This window comes from Paenibacillus sp. FSL E2-0151 (genome assembly GCF_037993015.1).
In the GTDB taxonomy this organism is placed as follows: Bacteria; Bacillota; Bacilli; order Paenibacillales; family Paenibacillaceae; genus Paenibacillus; species Paenibacillus amylolyticus.
The window spans coordinates 3,195,461-3,216,864 of sequence record NZ_CP150308.1; the positions used below are offsets into that span (position 1 = coordinate 3,195,461).

The following is a 21,404-nucleotide window of genomic DNA, read 5'->3' on the forward strand; positions in this document are numbered from 1 at the left end:
ACCGGTTATTCCTGAGACAGATGAATGTGGTTCTGAACAGGAAACTCAAATCCATGCGTAAACATATGGAAGTACAGCAATTGGAACTGAATCAGCAATGGCTGAAAATGATGCAGGTGGGAAGCATACCTACCCGAGAAGTACCAAAAGTGATCTATAAGGAGTTAAATGTGCTTCTTATCACTCCTTGTAATGACCGAGAAATGTCATCACATTGCGTCCTGATTGAACAGAGTCTGAAACATCTCGTGAGAAATGTGAATGAGATTAAATATATCGAATCCGTGTCAGCCTGCTTGTCTTCTAATGATGTTGACCTAATTATGGTCATCGGAAGCGAAGAAAACTTGCCGGATGAGAATATTACAGCATTAAGGACATCAACCGTGAAGAAGGCCATCTGGTTGTCTGCCGATCAACATGTGAACCAAAGCGAAACTATTCTACCGATTTTTGATCACGTGTTTACACAACATTCAACCCAAATAAGCGATGATCAGCATCATATGGGAAGCACTGGTAGTCATGAACTGTTCATGCCGCCTGATCCACATATATTCTGTCCGCAAGCTGTTCCCTCGGAGTACGAATCGGATGTTTATATCATCGGGGATGCAGAATCGGATGGCATCGTCACCGCTGTTGCCAAATCGGGTCTTTTGGATAACAAAAAGGTTCGGGTAGATGGAAAGGGTTGGGCACAGATCGGGGATTTCAAGCCTGTTCATACGAATGAAGCTCGTCAGATGTTATATAACGGAAGTAAACTGGTTATTCAAAGTGGCGAATCAATCAAAAACGTGATGGAAATTGCCGCATGTGGGACGTTTCAGCTCATAGGACCATCTGTGAATCAGAGCAACGGGATTGACCTTAGTAACTTTCAACAATACAACTCTTGTGAAGAACTCACTCAGAAGTTTGAACATTACTGGCAGAGTGTTGATGCAAGGAGACTGGCCGCTAGCCATGCTCTGGCATACATGAAATATAATCAATCCCATCTACAAAAAACATTGCGACTGCTGGATATCATTTTCATATAAATCATCCCAAAATCACAGGAGCGTAGGCTGCATCATGTTGCTGCATTGGAGGAGTTCTGATTGAAGGTAATTGCTCTGCATCTGCCCCAATTTCACCGGATTGAGGAGAACGACCGATGGTGGGGGGACGGTTTTACCGAATGGACGAATGTAAAAAAAGCCGCGCCTTTATATTCGGGTCATCATCAGCCTAAACAGCCATTTCAGGGGAAATATTATGATCTTTCCGATCCAGATGTACGAAAATGGCAAGCGGAAACGGCTAAACAGCATGGCATTTATGGATTTTGTTATTATCATTATTGGTTCAAAGGCAAGCGTTTGCTGGAAAAACCAGTGAATGAAATTTTGGATAGTGGGGAGCCTGATTTTCCTTTTTGCTTGTCCTGGGCCAATGAGACATGGACAAGAAAATGGGATGGGCAAGAATCCGATATTCTCATGGCCCAGAATTATGGGGATCGAGAGGATTGGGAAGAACATTTTAATTATCTGGTAAAAGTATTTAAGGACAAACGATATATTCGAGTGGAAGGTAAGCCATTATTTCTGATCTATCGACCAGCCAGTATTCCGCAATGTGAGGAAATGATTCAGTTTTGGCGTGAATTGGCTTTGAAACATGGCCTGAATGGGATTCATTTTGTTCAGACCATTGGTGGATTCCCTACATTTAATGGTCAGATCTTTGATGCGAGTATGGAATTTGAACCGCATTATACGTTTGCACATGGACATATGAATGGAATCTGGATCGAAATGAACATCAAGGGACAGCAGCATATTGCTGTGAATTACGACAAGGTATGGTCCTCCATTCTCGAACGAACACCACACCGTAACGGAGAAATTGTCTATCCAGGTGCTTTTGTCAATTGGGATAATACACCGCGGAGAGGTGTTGACGGACAGAGTACGCTCGGGGCCACCCCAGAGAAGTTTGGGCTGTATCTGTCCAGACAGATGGAACGAGCGAGGACGCTGTACAAAAGTGAATATCTTTTTGTTAATGCCTGGAATGAGTGGGCGGAAGGGGCATATCTTGAGCCGGATCAAAACTATGGTTATGCTTATTTGAGAGAACTCAAGAAAGTAACTCAGCATGAATCGAACAGAAACAAGTCTATAGGAGGGAGTTCCGAATGAGGGAACTCTCTCTTTGCTTTGAGTTTATTTATAGACCATGTTTCGTTGTAAGTACCGTTTGTTGTTTGCGGTACTCCGTTGGAGTTAACCCTGTATGCTTTTTGAACTGTCTGGAGAAATAATACAAATCACTGAAACCGAGATGCTCGGCGATGGTGGTTATTGTGTTCGGGGTGCAGGCCAGCAACTCCTTGGCCTTATCGATTTTTTTGCCAGTAATATAGAGGATCGGAGGAACACCGATCTGCTGCTTGAAGAATCGAATGAAATAATTCGGATGCATGTAGGCGATCTGGGCCAGATCCTGAACCGAAATATTCTCTTCGATGTTGGAATCAATATAAGCCAGAATGGTGGACAGTTTCTCCATGACAGGCACGTTAATAAAAGAGATCTGATCCAGATCCAGATTCATTATATAGTGGGACAGTAGCTCGGTTAGTTTGCTCTTGGCCATCATATGGCCATAGACTTCATCGGATTTTGCATATGTAAGGATACTGCTGAAGATTGCTTGAATCAACTCAGGTTGATCTATCGTACAGATGTGTGGGAATTTCAGAATTTGGAACAGATTGATTCCCCCAACCTTTGCGCTAAAGTGACACCAATATTTGAGAAAAGGACGGTCATTAATGGCAGAGTAGGACTGTTGGATCCCCTCTGGCATTAAAATAATCTGATTAGGTGCAGGGTAATACTCCTCATCCCCAATTTTGAGCCAACCTTCACCTTCGCATATGAAATAAAACTTGCTGTAATCGGGCGTGTAATCCAGATCCCGCCAATCCGTATCGCACCGATTGTAATTGACCATGAATAATTCGACTTGGAGATTGGACAGGTAGTTCGTAAGCAAAGTTTGATGATTCATACTTTTCATCTCCATACAAGGTTATTATTGTCCATCTAAAAGTTAGTGTTCTGCATGTCTATCTTTCAGCCGTAGCACTACAATACAACTACAGACAATAACAGAAGGGATGAGAACATCTCATGGACAAAAACGAATATTTGCAACATATTGAAGCAACGATTGAGAGCGGTAAATTCAAGGACAACTGGAGTTCGCTTAGCACCTTCCAAGTACCCGAATGGTACCCAAAAGCGAAATTCGGCATATTCATTCACTGGGGGCTATATTCTGTACCGGCCTATGATAGCGAATGGTATTCGCGAAATATGTACATACAAGGCACCAAAGCTTATGAACATCACCTTGAGGTGTATGGACCTCATAAGGACTTTGGATATAAAGACTTCATTCCGATGTTTCGTGCAGAGAAGTTCGATGCAGACGAATGGGCAACGTTATTCAAACAGGCTGGAGCCAAATATGTTATGCCTGTGGCTGAGCACCATGATGGTTTTCAGATGTACAAAAGCTCTATCTCTCACTATAACACATATGAAATGGGCCCCAAACGGGATCTTCTGGGTGAGATGAAGGTTGCATACGAGAAGCAGGGGCTGACATTATGCGTGTCGTCTCACCGCGCCGAGCACTGGTTCTTCATGTCTCACGGGAAGGAGTTTGATTCAGATATTAAGGAACCTCTGGAGCGTGGGGATTTCTATTGGCCTGCCATGCCTGAACCCAAGGATCACTTCGACTTGTATGACTCACCTCCAACCGAGGAGTATCTGGAGGACTGGTTGATTCGATGCTGTGAACTGGTCGATCAATACCAGCCAAAGGTCTTTTATTTTGATTGGTGGATTCAAACGGTTGCGTTCAAACCCTATCTTAAAAAATTTGCTGCCTATTATTATAACAAAGGCGAAGAGTGGGGCGTGCCTGTAGCTATCAATTATAAACATGAGGCCTACATGTTTGGTAGTGCCGTTCCGGATGTGGAGCGGGGACAGTTCGCTGAGCTCAAGCCCTATTTTTGGCAAACGGATACAGCTGTCGCTAAAAACTCATGGTGTTATACAGAAAATAATAACTATAAAACGGCTGAGGAGATCATTCGGGATCTCGTCGATATTGTAAGCAAAAACGGGAATTTACTGCTGAACATTGGGCCCAAAGCAGACGGCAGCATACCGGAAGAAGATCGTGAGATTTTGCTGAGCATTGGCAAGTGGCTGGAAGTGAATGGGGAAGCGATCTATGACACGTCATTCTGGCGTACGTTTGGCGAGGGTCCGACAGAGGTGAAGGAAGGGCAATTCACGGATGGAGATACGAAGATATTTACGAGTGAAGATATACGGTTTACGTTAAAAGAAAGCAATCTGTATGCCACGGTTCTTGCCTATCCAGATAACGGGGTGGTGCAGATTAAATCCCTGAAGGAAAATTCTCATCATTTTCAAGGGGTCATTCAAGATATTCAGGTACTTGGTTACGAGGAACAACCGAAATGGGAGAGAACAGCGGACGCACTGATGATCACAACGACAACTGTGAAAAGTAATGCACCTATTGTTTTCAAAATTAAATTGGACTAATCAACAAAGATGAATTAAATACTGTAAATATAAAAAGGGCGCATCCAGGAGTATTGTACTCATCGGATAGCGCTCTTTTGGTTGGGCTATACATAGGGCTGACTTCCATGCAAAATCCTCTCTATGATAATGGAGGTTCCTCCAAGCTGAAAACTGTAATTCGGAAATTTACTTATATAATAATCACGAAATTCTTGCTTGCTAATATACTGATATCATCAAACCAGTGATGTTCGCCTGTAATGGATTGATTGAGACTCACTAAGGAGGATCTGCAAAAAGATGAAACCAAAGAAACGCATCAGATATGGTTGGAGCGGATTTAAGAAAAAAAAAGCTGAGGACTGTGACCATCCCCAAGAGCAGCACAAAGAACACCACCACGAGCACCATCATAACCACCACAATCATCATCACAATAACCACCATCATAAGTGTTTTGACAAAGAAGCCGAATTCCTTCTCAAATTAATTGGTGAGTTGAAGGGAGCAATTGTACAGGTTTTTGCCAATCCCACGCCTCACAATGTTTCACTTCTGATTGAGGTACTGCGTAAATTACTGGCTCTGGTTCATTGCTCGGATTTGAAAAAGGGAACCAAGGCAGATCTCGAAGCGATCTTGGAGCTTACCATTGTATCTGCAGAGGCCGTTCCATTTTCTCCGATCAGTGTGGGAACCAATTTGCAGCAATTGCTGGATGTGCTCCTATCTGTCATTTTACAGGGGAATATCGATTCGGCTGAGAAAGATCAACTGGTCATTTTGATCCGGGCGACCGAATTGGCTATCACAACAGGGCTTAGAAACATAGGGAGTCAAGGTCCCGCAGGACCTGCAGGACCAGCGGGTCCTCAGGGCGTACCTGGTCCACAAGGCCCGGCTGGCGCTGCTGGTGCTCAGGGTGGTGTAGGTCCAGCTGGTACACCGGGAGCTGCTGGTGCCCAGGGACCAGCAGGTGCAACAGGTGTTACTGGAGCAACGGGTGCGGCAGGCCCAGCAGGTGGCGCAACAGGAGCGACAGGTGTAACGGGGAGTACAGGAGCTGTTGGGGCAGCGGGCGTTACAGGAGCAACAGGTGATCCTGGTGTAGCAGGAGCCACCGGAGTCACCGGGGCAACGGGTGCAGCCGGAATTGCTGGGGTAACCGGGGCTACCGGCGCAACTGGGATTGCGGGAGTAACTGGCAGCACTGGTGTTACAGGAGCTACGGGTTCGGGCGCCATCATACCGTTTGCTTCTGGCGGACCTGCCATATTAACAACGGTTCTTGGTGGACTGGTCGGAACGACAAGCCTTATCGGTTTCGGCAGCTCGGCAACAGGAGTCAGCATTCTGGGTGGCACCATTGATTTAACGGGAACGATTGTCGGACCACTCATTAATTTTGCGTTCTCTGTTCCACGAGATGGCGTTATAACTTCCATTGCTGCCTATTTTAGTACCACAGCAGCCTTGGCCTTGGTCGGTTCAACAGTGACCATCACTGCGCAATTATTCAGTTCACCTACTCCTGATAATGCATTTACTGCGGTTCCGGGGGCGGTCGTTACACTGGCACCTCCACTCATCGGTATTATTGCATTGGGTAGTATCTCCAATGGTATAACAACCGGATTGACTATACCTGTGACTGCACAGACACGTCTGCTACTGGTGTTCTCGGCAACGGCAGCCGGACTTTCTCTTGTGAATACGGTTGTCGGGTATGCAAGTGGCGGCGTGAACATTACATGATGAGATATAAATTTTGAGATGAACGACATGAGAGTTCTCATGTCGTTCTTTTTCTTGATTTGAAATTTTGATTATGAGGTCTTGGTTGTATAGAACTACTACAAACTATTATTCATCAAAAAAAATGCATGAATACGAAAAATAAGCTGAAATACGTAAGCGACATGAGACACATAAAAGCATTAAATAGACTTATTTTCTATAATTTTCAATAAAGTGCTTGTATATATCGAATAATGATTTTATACTATACCAATAAAATCCAATTAAATTCCTAATCGACTATTATATGTAATTAAAATGTTTAACTACTCACTCGAATCACGATCGAAAGTCATATCCACCACTCCTTAGCAAGCGTTCTGCTAACGCTCCAGATTACCCTTCCACATGAATGCTTACAGACATTCACTCTCATTGGATTATTCAAACACCCAAACTATTCACTCACATGGTTTAATCCGATTCATTCAATCTCCTAAACTTCCAAGTAAAAAATCATAGACTGATCTGTTATCTCTTCTGACTCATATTGTTCCCTAACCAGACCTGTAAAGGAGGTGAGGCTTTATGTGAAATCCAGGGTATCTATTTCGTACGCAATAAAGGTTATTTTACCGTTTCATTCTGCAGAGAAGGGCATATGTACCAGACTAAATTAAAAAACCGGGTAAAAGGAGTGGAAAAGTTTGATAAAGATTAATCGGTTACGCAAGCCCATCTCCATGGGGCTCTCGCTTCTCCTTGCATTTTCGATCATTCATCCGGTTTCAGCTGAAAACTCCACATCATCCAAATTGGATATGAAATCTGGACTTGCCAAAGTTACGGAGTCCAAAGTAAACGCCAAGTTAACCAAAGAATTTGATGGTAGTGAATATGTGACCTATCTGGTGAAAATGAAGGAACAGGTGGATACAGCAGCAGTCTCCAAACAGGCCCTTGAAAAGGCGACCATCGCCAAACAAACGGCTTCAGCCACAAAGCTGTCCGTTCGTAATTCGGTCGTCAGCTCTCTGCGGGAAACGGCCTCGCGTACACAATATCCATTGGAAACTTATCTGGAAAAGGAAGTTGACCTGGGTAAGGTCAAAGAATATAAAAGCTATTTTATCGTCAATTCACTGGCAGTAACGAGTACGAAAGAAGTCATGGAACAGATTGCGCTGCTGCCTGAGGTGGAGAAGATTCTACCGAATGAGACGAGATACTTACAGAAAGCCGAAGTGAGTAAAGAACCGGCGAATGCGGCACCAGGCAAAGATGCTGTCCAAACGCCAGCTAAAGACTCTTCAGTCGGTGTCAAAGACAAAGACAAAGAGCCTGCTGCAAAGGACAAGCTTGCGACAGAGAACGTGGAATGGAACTTGGATTACATCAATGCGCCAGCCGTGTGGGATCGGGGCATCGATGGAACAGGGATTGTTGTTGCCAATCTGGACAGCGGTGTGGATTATACTCACCCTGCGCTTCGCAGCAAATGGCGGGGATTGGATGCCTCGGGCAATATCGTTGATCCCGAACTGAGCTGGTATGATCCGCACAGTAATGCTTCCCTCCCTGCGGACGAAGACGGACATGGTACGCACACGATGGGTACGATGGTTGGCTCCGAAGCAGATGGTACCAACCAGATCGGGGTTGCTCCCGGTGCAAAATGGATTGGTGTGCGGATATTCAATCCGGAAACAACAGATGCCATTATTCTGGATGGCGGACAATGGTTGATCGCTCCGGTGGATGCGGAAGGTAATCTGCATCCTGAACTTGCACCGGATGTTGTTAACAACTCGTGGGGCGGAGGCGCAGGATTGGATGAATGGTTCCGTCCTATGGTCCAAGCTTGGCGTGATGCTCAGATTTTCCCGGAATTCTCCGCAGGAAATGTGAGACTGGGTAACCCGGGCGGACCTGGTTCTGTTGCTAACCCAGCCAACTATCCTGAAAGTTTTGCTACAGGAGCAACCGATATCAACGGAAATCTGGCTTCGTTCTCCCTGCTGGGCCCATCCCCGTATGGTGAGATCAAACCGGAAGTATCTGCACCTGGTGTGAATATCCGTTCATCAGTTCCGGGCGGAGTATATGAGGGAGGCTGGAACGGAACATCCATGGCAGGCCCGCATACAACTGCACTTGCTGCACTGCTGCTTCAGGCCAATCATTCCCTTACGGTGGATCAGCTGGAGCAGATCATTACAGATACAGCCACGCCGAGAACGGATAGTCAGTATCCGACCTCTCCTAATAACGGCTACGGTCACGGCATTATTAATGCCCTTGATGCTGTGGGTTCTGTACTCGAAGGAATTGGCACAGTATCCGGCAGAGTGGTTACAGCCGGAGATGATCTGGAAGAGCCAGTACTGGCACATACCCCTGTCAATTCAGCCTTTACAGGCATTGATATACCATTAACCGCTCATGTGACAGATAACGTCGCGGTAGTCTCCGTCGAGGCTTTTGCCAAAACGACAGGTACCAACCAGTACGTTTATCTACCGATGAACCGGATTGCTGGAGATAACAAAGATGGTACGTACACAGCGACCATTCCGGCATTTCTGATTGAGCCACAAGGTGTGGAGTATTATATCCGTGTGAACGACTACGGCAACAACGGATTCGAAAGTCAGGTATATAAAGTGGCTGTCTCCAATGGCGTTCAGCCAGGATATCTTCAGGATTTTGAAGAAGATCAGCTGGGCTTCACAACTGGCGGAACCGGAAGTACCTGGGTATGGGGAGCGCCTAGCAGTGGTCCTGGAAGTGCATACTCCGGTGACAAGGTGATTGCAACCAATCTACAAGGAACTTATGTGGCGAATAGCAATGCATATCTGCTTGCGCCGCCTATTGATCTAACCGAGAGTCCAGAAGGGGCGTTATTATCCTTCAAGCACTGGTATGACCTGGAGAATAACATCGACTTCGGCAAGGTATACATCGCTTCCGAGGATAGCGATTATGTGTTCCAAGAACTGTTAACCTTCACGGGTACAGGTGGCAATTGGAAGACACAATATGTGGATCTTCGCGAATACGCGGGACAGCAGGTGTTCATCAAATTCAATCTGACGAGCGATAATTCATTGCAAAAGGCTGGCTGGTACATTGATGATTTCGCTGTAGAAGAACTGGATGAGATTGCTCCGGGTGCGCCTGCCGGATTATCTGCGACGGCCGATATTCTTGGTAATGTAGCCTTGAGCTGGACGGGTCCGAGCGATGAGGATCTCGAATCCTATATCGTATATCGCTCCACAACCGCAGGTGCAGGTTATGAATCCATTGGAACTGCAACAGGAACAACGTTTACAGATACGGCTACGGTGACAGATTCGACGTACTATTATACCGTTGCCGCACTTGATTATAGTGGCAATGAAAGCGACAAATCGAATGAGGTCTCCATTACAGTAGAGGTGCCTCAGGATATCTACATCGATCATTTCGATGGCAGTGATGATAATGGCTGGACTCATTCAGGAACCAAAGATGAGTGGGAACGGGGGATTCCGGTAACGGGACCTGCCAGCGCGGTTTCTCCACCGAATGTCTGGGCGACTGATCTCGACAATACGTACGAGAGTGGCTCCAACTATTCACTCGTATCTCCGGTCATTGATTTGACGGATGTCTCCGAAGGAACACTCACGTTTAATCATTGGTACGAGATTGAGAGTGGATACGACTACGGGTATGTGGAAGTCACCAAGGATGGTGGAACCACATGGTCAGAACTGGGCAAATTTTCACATAGTACAAACGGTAAACAATGGACACCCGTATTTTATGATCTGGATGCACTTACCGGTAATGAAGTTCAAGTCCGGTTCCGCCTGACCTCAGATAACAGTGTTGTGAAGACAGGCTGGTTCATTGATGATTTCCGTGTACTGGGTGTTGCTGCGGAGACGTTAACGGAGGACAGTGCGATTGTGCTTAACAATGACAAACCGAAACCGTCCTATGATAATCCATGGTACAAAATTTCGCGGACAGACAAAGCGGAATTTAACAAAACGAAACAGCAACAACCGGAAGTTGAAAAACCAGAAACAGGTTCGGTTAACCCACAAAGCCTGCCTGCAAGTGCAACGGTTACCGTACTGGAAACCGGACGTTCGGTGAAGACAGATCCAGCTACAGGCAAGTATAACTTCACACACGTAGCAGGTGATTACACGTTAAAAGCTGAAGCATATGGATATTATCCTCGAACTCAGCAGGTGACGATTACAGATGGCAATGGAGCCAAAGCCAACTTTAATCTGGAGGCAATCCCGCATGGACAGATTGAAGGTGTAGTAACGGATGAGCGGACAGGACAACCACTGGCTGATGCTTCCGTTCTCGTGGTGGAAGATGCCAAGGTAGGTGAAGTTCGCACAGGTTCAGATGGCAGCTTCGATATTCAGGTATTGGAAGGAAGTTATACCCTGTCCATCCGGGCTACGGATTATTACAGTAAAACCGTAACTGTAACTGTACCTGGTAATGGGACAGCAGAGGCAAATGTTGCCTTGAAACCATTCATCGGTTTCCCAGGGGAAATTGCTTATGATGATGGATCAGCAGAGAACGCACGAGCTTTTAACGCTGCGGATAACGCTTGGGCAGTTCGAATGACACCAGAGCTGGAGACCGCTCAACTGACAGGTGCATCGTTCCGATTCTGGAACACAGAGTGGCCTGTGCCTGGAGGTACAACGTTCCAATATGCCGTATATGATGCATCGGGTGCGGGTGGAGCTCCAGGACGACAGCTGGCTGGACCATTCGACGGTACTGCACTTCGTAACGATCAATGGACAACCGTTGAATTCCCAGAACCGGTCATTGTAACGGGTGACTTCTATATCGTGTATGTACAAAGCGTAGCCGGAACAAGTGCTCCGGGACTCGCTACCGATGAGAATGGTACGAATGCTGGTCGAAGCTGGCAGCGTGTAAGCGGAGCATGGAGTACTTCACCGGTAGAAGAAGGCAATTACATGATTCGTGCAGTCGTGAGATATCCGGTAAATGCACCTGTGCTCACAGTACCTGCAAACACGTATACGAATCAATCGACCTTCACTGTGTCGGGAACGTCTCCGGCATCTGGAGCTCAGATCAAGATCTACAACGGCAAGGATCTGGCTGGCACCACAACGGTGGCAAATGGGAAGTTCTCATACGGTGTGAAGCTCCGTTCTGGCATTAATGCGATTACTGCGGAGGCAGTGGTAGACGGTAAAACAACGGACCGTTCACTCCCCGTAGTCATTATTCTGGATCAGACCAAACCGCAGTTGACCATTGTTACGCCAACTCAAGGAGATCGCATCAATGCGGAAGTTGTTCACGTAACGGGTAATGTCGTGGAACAATTCCTCGATAAGTTGACTGTTAACGGACAAACCGTACAAGTGGGCAAAGACAGAAGCTTCAGTCATCGCGTATTGGTTAACGAAGGCGAGAACACGATTACCATTACAGCAACCGATCTCGCTGGCAACAAAACAACGGTAACCCGCACCGTATACGTGGAAACGGCGTTGCCAGAACTTACGAATATTACGCCAGCTGAAGATGTTCGAATCACATCAGGAGAAAGTGTCACCGTATCTTTTGACAGTAAACCTGGTCTGCAAGCATCTTTCCGGATTCAGGTACCGCTGAATCTGAATGCCCAGGGGGCAGGAGAGGTTCCATTGGTGGAGACTGAACCTGGTCGTTACACGGGGACGTACACAACACCTTCATCCCTTGTTCTGGAGGGTGGAGTCATTGTGATTCGTGCTCAGGATGCAGCAGGCAACAAAGTAGAGTCGGAAGCAGCTGGACGATTGTTCGTCAGCGCAGCACAAGAACAATCCGTTCCAGAACCAGATTCGAGCCCTGAAGAGAATGGAACGGAAGTGAGTCCACCGTCCGCTGAGGGTCTGCAACCTTAATTATGCAAAGTATGACTTGGATGATAACTGCGTTTTGACCATCTAAGCAAGAAGCCGATAAGCCGAGGTATCAGGGCTTGTCGGCTTTTTGTTGTCTCGATTCATAACTGACGCCTAAGATTAATGAAGCATCCATCGGGATGCTTTTTCTTTTGCTCTCATATGACAGCAGGTGAGTTGTCTCCTTTCTTCACATTAATGATATAACATGATATATTAGGATGTAGAACATGAGAAGTATGGGTATTTATGGAGGTGCTTGTATTGGGGAAAGATTCGGCATCCAAGCCGATGTATGAACAGATCTTTGAATCCTTGCGTGAACGGATACAGCTTCATCAATATCAAGTGGGTGAGCGTGTTCCTTCGGAAAAGGAATTATGTGATGAATTCGGAGTGAGCCGGATTACAACTAAAAAAGCACTTGAGATGCTGGCGAGTGAACAATTAATTGTTCGTCAGCCGGGACGGGGTTCTTTTGTAGCCGACACAGCAGAAATGTTACAAGAAAGATCTAACAGACCTGCTCCGCTTGCTTCGGTTAAAGATCCAGAGAAGAAGCTGCTCATTGGTCTGGTCATTACTAATTTCAGTGATATGTATGGTACAGAACTGTTATATGGTATGGAAGAAGCTTCGCGAGAGCATGATTGTTTTCTCGTACTTAGACGTTCCTTCGGGATTCCCGAGCAGGAGGAACAGAGCATTCAGGAACTGCTGGAACTGGGTGTGGATGGATTGATTATTTTCCCGGCACAGGGTGAATATTTCAGCGATGAGATTCTTAAACTGGTCGTTAACAAATTCCCGTTTGTCCTGATTGACCGGTACTTGAAAGGAATTCCGGCTTCATCTGTCAGTACGGATAATGTAGGCGCGGCGCGAGAAGGGACGAATTATCTGTTCAACCTCGGTCACCGACACATCGCTTTTCTGACGCAGCCTCCGGCGAACACTACACCGATTGAAGAACGAATTGAAGGAATCATTGAGGCTCATCATGATCAAGGGGTGCTGGTGAACAGGGAACTGTGGTTAGAATCTTTTCTTTCGACACTGCCAAGTGTGTTTGATCCTCAAGTCGAGGTCCGTGATGTGGAGACATTGGTGGAACATTTACAGAAATACCCCCAGATTACTGCACTCTTTGCTGCGGAGTATCATATTGCTTTACTTGCAGAACAGGCAGCGGATCGGCTTGGTCTGAGAATCCCGGAAGATATGTCCATCATTTGCTTTGACAGTCCAAACGCTGCCGAAGGAAGCCGTGTAACCCATATGAGACAAAGCCAGTTTGATATGGGAAAACAGGCATTCGAGATGGTGCTTCAAAGTATGCAGAACAACGAAATGACAGTGAACAGAGTTGTTTTACCTGCCCGATTGGTGAAGGGTAAGTCAACGAGTATGGTGAAACAAAAGGGTTAAGTATAACAACTTAATATTCATTGTGTTCAATCAGGGGCTTCGTATAAACGAGGCCTCTTTTTGGTGCGGATAAAATGGGGAGAATTGCTTTAAATGGTATATTATTTGGTGTCTTCAAATTAAAATAACATGCTAATATACAAATAAATATATTGACATAACATTATATTCGTTTTAGGATGATGAAAGCGGTTAACAAACTGGATTACATAAGGAGGACAACATGCTGACACCCAGAGATAATCAAGAAATTTCCCCCTCGATATACGACATGATTGATCAGGTTAAGCAACGTATGCCGGACCATCCGGAACTCAATCAAATGTTCAAAAATTGTTTTACCAATACGATGGCGACTACAATTCAGCGCAAAGAAGATGGAACAACTTTTGTGATTACGGGAGATATTCCTGCCATGTGGTTACGTGATTCTGCCGCTCAGGTCAGACCTTATCTGCTTCTCGCTTCAGAGGATGAAGATATTGCCGACATGATCGCTGGACTGGTTGAACGTCAACTGAAATATATTCTCCTGGACCCTTATGCAAACGCTTTTAATGAGACGGAGAGTGGAAAAGGACATCAGGAAGACCTGACGCAGATGAATGATTGGATCTGGGAACGGAAGTATGAGATCGACTCACTGGCTTATCCGATTCAGCTCAGTTATCTCTTGTGGAAGAACACGGGAAGAACAACTCAATTCAATGATACGTTCCGTAAAGCATCCCAGATCATCATGCAGTTATGGCAAGTGGAGCAACATCATGAGACGAAATCACCCTACACGTTCCAACGTCTGGATGCTCCCGAAACCGATACGCTCACCCGAGAGGGACGAGGTACTGAAACAGCCTACACAGGCATGACCTGGTCGGGATTCCGTCCCAGCGACGATCGTTGTGAATATGGTTATCTGATTCCATCCAATATGTTCGCTGTTGTGGCGCTTCGATATCTTCAGGAAATTGCTGAAGCGGTGTTCGAGGATGAAACGCTGGCAGCGAATGCTAAGCAGTTGGAGGAACAGATCAACAAAGGTATTCAGGATTATGGCACCGTTGAACATCCGGAATATGGAACCATATATGCCTACGAAACGGATGGGAAAGGCAATCACAATCTGATGGATGATGCCAATGTGCCGAGTCTGCTGTCTTTACCTTATCTCGGATATGTGGAGGAGAACGACGAGGTGTATCAGAATACACGCCGTTTCATTTTATCCACGAACAACCCGTATTTTTATGAGGGAACAGCTGCAGCGGGAATCGGTAGTCCGCATACACCGGAAGGGTACATCTGGCATATCGCGTTATCGATGCAGGGGCTGACTACAGAGGATCGCAATGAAAAACTACGATTGCTTCAGCTCATCCATAAGACGGATGCGGATACCGGACTGACCCATGAAGGCTTTTCGGCTAACAATCCACATGAATATACACGTCCATGGTTTTCATGGTCCAACATGCTCTTTAGTGAACTGATTATGGATTATTGCGGATTCCGCGTACAGAAATAGATAGGGAAGCAAGAGATAACCTGCGAGTACATCATAACGTTCGGAGTTCGTTGAATTCCGACAAGAGGAGAGCGAATCATGAGAAAAATATCATTGAAAATGCCGGTAGCAGCAGTTATGACATCCTTGCTAATTCTTACTACAGCCTGTTCGGGCGGAAGCTCAAGCACAGGCACAACCAGTGACGGCAAGAAGGAAGTAACTGTATCGTTCCGTTCTTCAGGATCTGAAGATACACTTACGAAATTCTTCCAATCAGGTTTGGTGGATCAATTTGAGAAAGAAAATCCGGATATCAAAATCAACATTGCGCCTGTACTGGCAAGTGAAGGCGATTATACGTCCAAAATGGTTCTGCAAATGAAATCCCCGGATACGGCACCGGATGTCATTGCCGAAGATACATCCATCATCAAATCCGATGCTGCTGCGGGATATCTGGAGCCGCTGGATACACAGGTTCAGGGATGGCCCGATTGGGAAGAACACATCATCGACAACCTGAAGGCAGGGGTTACCGGCGAAGACGGCAAAGTGTACGGCGTTCCGGCTACCTCGGATACACGCGGAATCTGGTACAACAAGGAACTGTTTCAACAGGCAGGACTTGAAGTTCCGTTCAAACCTGCAAGCTGGGCAGAAGTACTCGAAGCAGCACGTACGATCAAGCAAAAACTGCCGGGTGTGACACCACTTAATATGATCGTGGGCAAAGCAAACGGTGAAGGTGTCACCATGCAAACACTGGAAATGCTGCTCTATGGTACGGCGGACACGCTGTATAACGACACCAGCAAGAAATGGATCGTGAACAGCCCGGGGCTGCTGGATTCCTTCAAATTCATAGATCAAGTGTTTAACACGGATAAAACAGGTCCAACCATGCAGGTTGCCCTGAATGGACAAGCTGGCAGTATTGCATTCCAGCAACAGTTCCCGCAAGACAAACTGGCGATGGCTGTAGATGGTAGCTGGGCAGGTTCGACATGGGCCGAGAACGGTGCTGCTCCAATCGCCAACGTTGAAGAAAAAATAGGTTTTGCACCATTCCCAACACAAAATGGGGAAGAACCTGGAGCAACTACGATGTCTGGAGGATGGGCATGGTCTGTTCCTGCACAAGCGAAGAACAAGGAAGAAGCTTGGAAATTTATCGAGTTTCTGATGAATAAGGAAAATGCGACTGCTCGTGTAGTAGCGGAAGGCAGCCTCAGCCCACGTAATGATTCCACAGAAGTTGAAGGTTATACGGATCGTCCTTATACCAAAGAAGCACAGGAACTCTTGAATGTGGCCCACTTCCGTCCAGCGAACGATCAATATGCAGCGGTATCCGCACAATTGCAAAGCATTGTTGAGAGTATTGCCTCTGGCAAGCTGACGCCGGAAGAGGGAGTTACACAATTGAAGGACAACGTATCTCGTTCCCTTGGCGCGGACAGCATCGAAGAGAAATAAGGATATCGATATATTCGGAGGGGGAGGCACAATCTCCCCTTTTTCCGGTTCGAATGGAGAGTGACTTATGAAAAGGAAAGCACCAGGTTCATTTCTGTTTCTAATGCCTTCCGTACTGTTATTACTTGTGTTTTTCATTGTTCCCATCATTCTGACGATCTGTTTTGCCTTTACGAACATGGCTCTGACCGGGGCGGCAGCCAAGAGTTTGGAGTTTGTCGGATTCCAGAATTTCATTAATATGTTCCATGATCCGGATTTCCGGATTAGTGTTTGGCGCACGCTGGTTTTTCTCATCTTCTCCGCAGTGATTGGTCAGGTATTGCTTGGGTTCATTCTGGCTCTTCTAATGAAGGAGAAAAATGTGACCTTCCGCCGGGTCATTGGCATCATCGTCATTGCCGGTTGGGTGACACCCGAGATTGTTGTGGCATTCTGTATGGTCGCCTTTTTCAGTGACAATGGTTCATTGAATCAGATCCTCGGCTGGTTTGGAGCGAATCCAGTCTCCTGGTTGTTCAGTTTCCCTATGGTGAGTGTCATTATCGCAAATATCTGGCACGGCACAGCCTTTTCAATGATGGTCTATCAGTCGGCACTGGATGATATCCCGAAGGAAGTTGAAGAAGCTGCGATTATTGACAGTGCCACCGGGTTCCAGATTGTCAGACACATTACGATTCCAATGGTAAAAGGGTCCATCGTGACCAACATGATGTTGGTCACCCTACAGACACTGGGTGTGTTCACGCTGATCTATACGATGACCGGTGGTGGCCCGGGTACTTCAACACAAACCTTGCCGATCTTCATGTACAATCAGGCCTTTGTGAACTATCAGTTTGGATACGGCACAGCCATATCTCTGGTTCTGTTGTTCATCGGTATTATCGCCAGCCTGTTCTACATGCGATCCATGAAAGTGAAAGTGTAACCATGAAGGAGGTTCGATCCCTATGGTCAAACATGGGCTTCAACGCAAAATCCAGTACGGGATTCTAGTCTTTCTAGGGCTCTGTTTTTTATTGCCGCTGCTCTGGATCATTCTGGCTTCATTTGACCCGAATGCGCAACAGGGCATCAAAATGCCCAGTACCTGGACCATTCAAAATTTCAAGGATGTACTCGGGGATTCGAGCAATCTTCGTTCATTCGGTGTAGGCCTGATTCTGTCGGGAGGACAAGCGATACTGGTTGTTCTGGTATCTGTCCTTGCTGCTTATCCTTTATCCCGTTATGAAATGAGATTCAAAAAAAGCTTCTTGTTATCCATTCTGTTCATGACAGCTCTACCGATTACTGCCGTGATGGTTCCGGTATTTCAGATGTTTCTGTTCTTCAAAATGCAAAATAGCATCATCGCCACGATGTTGTTCCTGACCGCATCCTCACTTCCTTACGGCATCTGGATGATGAAAAATTTCATGGATTCGGTGCCCATTGATCTGGAAGAATCGGCATGGATTGACGGAGCGTCCGTATGGAACGGATTGAGACGAATCGTGGCTCCGCTGATGTTGCCAGGTATTGCAACGATAGCGATATTTACCTTTTCGGGAAGTTGGGGCAACTTCTTCGTGCCATACATCCTGCTCCAGACACCGGAGAAACTCCCGGCATCAGTCACGATTTATCAGTTCTTTGGCAGCCACGGTATGGTTGAATACGGCAGATTGGCTGCATTTTCACTACTTTATACAATGCCTTCGGTTGTGCTATATATTTTCTCCCAGCGTTACATGTCCAAGGGCTTCAGCATGGGCGGGGCAACCAAAGGTTAATGACAGGAGGTACGCTACATGACAACCAAAAAGACGGCACATCTCATCTCGCATACCCATTGGGACCGCGAATGGTATATGCCTTATGAACATCATCACGTATTGCTCATTGAGCTGATGGATAAACTGCTGGACACGCTTGATCAGGACCCGGAATATCATTATTTCCATCTGGATGGGCAGACGATTATTCGTGAAGATTATTTGCAGGTTCGGCCCGAACAACAGGAGAGGCTCGACCGTTATATCCGCGAAGGACGCATCCATTTTGGTCCATGGTATGTGTTACAGGATGAGTTTCTGACCAGCAGCGAGGCCAACTTGCGTAATCTGCTCATCGGTCATCGTGATGCTCGACCTTTAGGTGTGATATCCAAGACGGGATACTTCCCAGACTCCTTCGGAAATATGGGACAGGCACCGCAGATTCTTCAACAGGCGGATATTCATAACGCGATCTTCGGGCGTGGGGTGAAGCCTACGGGATTCAATAATGCGGTGGTTGATGCAGACAGTTATGAATCTCCCTATTCGGAGATGATCTGGCGTTCGCCGGATGGTTCGGAAGTGCTCGGCATTTTGTTCGCGAATTGGTACTGCAATGGGATGGAAGTTCCGGTTGATTCGGAGAAAGCCCGAGCCTATTGGGATAAAAATCTGGCGGATGCCGAGAAGTTTGCCTCGACTCCACATCTGTTGTTCATGAATGGTTGTGATCATCAGCCGATCCAGACGAATCTGCCAGAGGCTTTACGCACGGCGGCTGCATTGTATCCTGATGTTGAATTTATTCACTCCAATTTTGACGATTACATTGAGGCGGTTACGAAGGACGTGCCTGAGCATCTGGCGACCATCGAAGGCGAGCTTCGCAGTCAGCACACGGATGGTTGGGGAACACTGGTGAATACGGCATCCGCACGGGTTTATCTGAAACAGTTGAACCAGCAGGGGCAGACGTTGCTTGAAAAAGTAGCCGAACCACTGGCAGCCATGGCCCATATAGCCGGGGTAAAAGATTATCCGCATCATCTATTGACGCATGCATGGAAGATGCTGATGCAGAACCACCCACATGATAGCATCTGCGGATGCAGTGTCGATGAGGTTCATCGTGAGATGGTGACCCGCTTTGCCAAGAGCAGACAACTTGCAGAGAAATTGGTTTCCCAGAGAGCGCAGGCGATTGCTGAGTCTATACTAGTGCAACCTGCTGAGGCTTGGGGAGAGGAAGCGGTGCTGTTCACCGTGTTCAACACGAGTGGGTGGAATCGAAATGGAATCATTGAGATGGATCTGATTGTGGACAAAGCATTTTTCCCAGAAGGTCCTAATCCTCAGGCGCTTGCGCAGAAGGTGGAAAAAGATGCACTGCCAGTGTATCAGCTGGTCGATTCAGATGGACGCACGTATTCGGCAGAAATCAAGGATCTGGGTGCGCATTTTGGCTATGAACTTCCGAAGGATCGCTTCCGACAGCCTTATATGGCTCGTAAAGTAAGAGTGACTTTCCAAGCGGTGGATGTACCTTCGCTGGGATATAAGACATATGCTCTCATTCCAGTAGAGAAGCAAGCAGAGATTGCTGAGATTGCTGAAGTGCCCGATATGAGCGAACTCATCCAGGTTCAGGGAATGATGATGGAGAACGGTCAATTGCGGGTGACGGTTGAAGAGAATGGTACGGCAACAATTGAAGATAAGGTCTCCGGTGCTGTATACAGGGGATTGAATTCATATGAGAATACCGGTGATATCGGCAATGAATATGTCTACCGTCAACCTGAGGGAGAGACAACGCTGACCACGGAGCATCTGAAGGCAGACCTGCGGATTGTGGAGCATTCTCCGTACCGGGCAGTTATGGAAAGTGTATTACGCTGGGATATTCCTGCTGGAGCAGATGAACTGTTCGAGCTGGAGAAGCGCCAAATGGTTCCTTTTACAGAACGGAAGGCACAGCGAGTCGAGAACACTGTTCCCCTGGTGATTACGACAACGTATACATTGGAAGCAGGCAGTAATATGGTCAAGGTAAAATCTGACTTTAACAATCAGGCCAAGGATCATCGACTGCGGGCACTCTTTCCATCCGGACTGGTGACAGAGGATCATTATGCAGATTCCATCTTTGAAATTGCCAAACGTTCCAATACACCGGCCAAAGAATGGGTGAATCCGAGTAATGCGCAGCATCAGCAAGCGTTTGTACATGTGACCGATGGTGATCATGGCTTGATGATTGCAAACAAAGGGCTGAATGAGTACGAGATTTTACAGCATGAAGAGGGCAGTACGATTGCGGTTACGCTGCTGCGTGCCTCTTCGGAACTGGGAGATTGGGGTGTGTTTGAAACACCTGAAGCCCAATGTCTGGGACCTCAGAGTGTGGAATATGCGATGATTCCATTTGCGGGCGATGCTGCACAGTCAGGTGCATGTGCATCCGCATACGTGTATCCGATTCCGTGGACGACTGTACAGCAAGGGGCACTTGCGTATACATTTGAGCGAGAAAGTCATGCCGGTGCTGATGGGAAAAAGGTTGAACTGCCTCTGTCGAAGCAATGGCTGGCATGGAATGCACAAGGTTCGTCACTAGCCTTCTCCACATTGAAGATCGCAGAGGAAACTGGAGATTTGATTGCTCGCTGGTATAATCTAAACTCCGAACCCGTTGAGTTGAACGTACAAACTGGATTCGAAACTGCCTCCGTTTATGAGAGCGATGTGCTGGAACGGGTTAAGGACACATTGAAGGGGCAAAGCCAGACGGTATCCGGGTACAAGATTGTTACACAAGGTTATGCGTTACTTTGAGTTGATTATTGAATATCATAATTATAGAAACCTCCTGGTCACGGTAGCGTGGACAGGAGGTTTT

12 protein-coding genes are annotated in these 21,404 nt (G+C 46.7%); 11 read left to right on the forward strand and 1 reads right to left on the reverse strand.

Features of this window, described 5'->3' with window-relative positions; all coding sequences use genetic code 11:
• Positions 1 to 53 precede the first annotated feature (53 nt).
• Both MHI55_RS14605 and MHI55_RS14610 read left to right on the forward strand, forming a co-directional pair.
• Positions 54 to 1,046: a hypothetical protein gene (locus MHI55_RS14605; protein WP_340390437.1), complete on the forward strand. Its 993-nt coding sequence runs from the start codon at positions 54 to 56 to the stop codon at positions 1,044 to 1,046.
• Between the two features lie 60 nt (positions 1,047 to 1,106).
• Positions 1,107 to 2,192 (forward strand): glycoside hydrolase family 99-like domain-containing protein, encoded by a 1,086-nt coding sequence (locus MHI55_RS14610; protein WP_101314021.1) that lies wholly within the window; start codon positions 1,107 to 1,109, stop codon positions 2,190 to 2,192.
• A gap of 28 nt (positions 2,193 to 2,220) precedes the next feature.
• On the opposite strand, the gene MHI55_RS14615 is transcribed toward MHI55_RS14610, so the two are convergent.
• The gene (locus MHI55_RS14615; RefSeq protein WP_340390438.1) at positions 2,221 to 3,066 is read right to left on the reverse strand and encodes an AraC family transcriptional regulator; all 846 of its coding nucleotides are present in this window, start codon (positions 3,064 to 3,066) and stop codon (positions 2,221 to 2,223) included.
• 122 nt (positions 3,067 to 3,188) lie between these two features.
• Between MHI55_RS14615 and MHI55_RS14620 the strand changes: the two genes are divergently transcribed.
• The 9 genes from MHI55_RS14620 (at position 3,189) to MHI55_RS14660 (ending at position 21,340) form a co-directional block, all read left to right on the forward strand.
• Complete coding sequence (locus MHI55_RS14620; RefSeq protein WP_340390439.1) at positions 3,189 to 4,649, forward strand: alpha-L-fucosidase; 1,461 nt, start codon at positions 3,189 to 3,191, stop codon at positions 4,647 to 4,649.
• 282 nt (positions 4,650 to 4,931) lie between these two features.
• On the forward strand, positions 4,932 to 6,386 hold the full coding sequence (locus MHI55_RS14625; RefSeq protein WP_340390440.1) for an exosporium glycoprotein BclB-related protein: 1,455 nt from the start codon (positions 4,932 to 4,934) through the stop codon (positions 6,384 to 6,386).
• A 689-nt stretch (positions 6,387 to 7,075) separates the two neighbouring features.
• The gene (locus tag MHI55_RS14630; RefSeq protein ID WP_340390441.1) at positions 7,076 to 12,328 is read left to right on the forward strand and encodes a S8 family serine peptidase; all 5,253 of its coding nucleotides are present in this window, start codon (positions 7,076 to 7,078) and stop codon (positions 12,326 to 12,328) included.
• A 255-nt stretch (positions 12,329 to 12,583) separates the two neighbouring features.
• Positions 12,584 to 13,756, forward strand: coding sequence for a GntR family transcriptional regulator (locus MHI55_RS14635; RefSeq protein ID WP_340390606.1), 1,173 nt, complete (start codon positions 12,584 to 12,586; stop codon positions 13,754 to 13,756).
• A gap of 223 nt (positions 13,757 to 13,979) precedes the next feature.
• Positions 13,980 to 15,281, forward strand: a complete 1,302-nt coding sequence (locus MHI55_RS14640) for a glycoside hydrolase family 125 protein (RefSeq protein WP_340390442.1) — start codon at positions 13,980 to 13,982, stop codon at positions 15,279 to 15,281.
• A gap of 78 nt (positions 15,282 to 15,359) precedes the next feature.
• The gene (locus MHI55_RS14645) at positions 15,360 to 16,739 is read left to right on the forward strand and encodes an extracellular solute-binding protein (RefSeq protein ID WP_340390443.1); all 1,380 of its coding nucleotides are present in this window, start codon (positions 15,360 to 15,362) and stop codon (positions 16,737 to 16,739) included.
• Positions 16,740 to 16,806: 67 nt separating this feature from the next.
• The gene (locus tag MHI55_RS14650) at positions 16,807 to 17,673 is read left to right on the forward strand and encodes a sugar ABC transporter permease (RefSeq protein ID WP_036608294.1); all 867 of its coding nucleotides are present in this window, start codon (positions 16,807 to 16,809) and stop codon (positions 17,671 to 17,673) included.
• Between the two features lie 22 nt (positions 17,674 to 17,695).
• Positions 17,696 to 18,520: a carbohydrate ABC transporter permease gene (locus tag MHI55_RS14655; RefSeq protein WP_076211825.1), complete on the forward strand. Its 825-nt coding sequence runs from the start codon at positions 17,696 to 17,698 to the stop codon at positions 18,518 to 18,520.
• Between the two features lie 18 nt (positions 18,521 to 18,538).
• Positions 18,539 to 21,340, forward strand: coding sequence for an alpha-mannosidase (locus tag MHI55_RS14660; protein WP_340390444.1), 2,802 nt, complete (start codon positions 18,539 to 18,541; stop codon positions 21,338 to 21,340).
• The last annotated feature ends 64 nt before the right edge of the window (positions 21,341 to 21,404 follow it).

Coding starts and splice junctions, on each gene's coding strand:
- MHI55_RS14605 (WP_340390437.1), top strand. CDS start 54: ATGCGTAAACATATGGAAGTACAGCAATTGGAACTGAATCAGCAATGG.
- MHI55_RS14655 (WP_076211825.1), top strand. CDS start 17,696: ATGGTCAAACATGGGCTTCAACGCAAAATCCAGTACGGGATTCTAGTC.
- MHI55_RS14640 (WP_340390442.1), top strand. CDS start 13,980: ATGCTGACACCCAGAGATAATCAAGAAATTTCCCCCTCGATATACGAC.
- MHI55_RS14615 (WP_340390438.1), bottom strand. CDS start 3,066: ATGAATCATCAAACTTTGCTTACGAACTACCTGTCCAATCTCCAAGTC.
- MHI55_RS14620 (WP_340390439.1), top strand. CDS start 3,189: ATGGACAAAAACGAATATTTGCAACATATTGAAGCAACGATTGAGAGC.
- MHI55_RS14650 (WP_036608294.1), top strand. CDS start 16,807: ATGAAAAGGAAAGCACCAGGTTCATTTCTGTTTCTAATGCCTTCCGTA.
- MHI55_RS14645 (WP_340390443.1), top strand. CDS start 15,360: ATGAGAAAAATATCATTGAAAATGCCGGTAGCAGCAGTTATGACATCC.
- MHI55_RS14625 (WP_340390440.1), top strand. CDS start 4,932: ATGAAACCAAAGAAACGCATCAGATATGGTTGGAGCGGATTTAAGAAA.
- MHI55_RS14660 (WP_340390444.1), top strand. CDS start 18,539: ATGACAACCAAAAAGACGGCACATCTCATCTCGCATACCCATTGGGAC.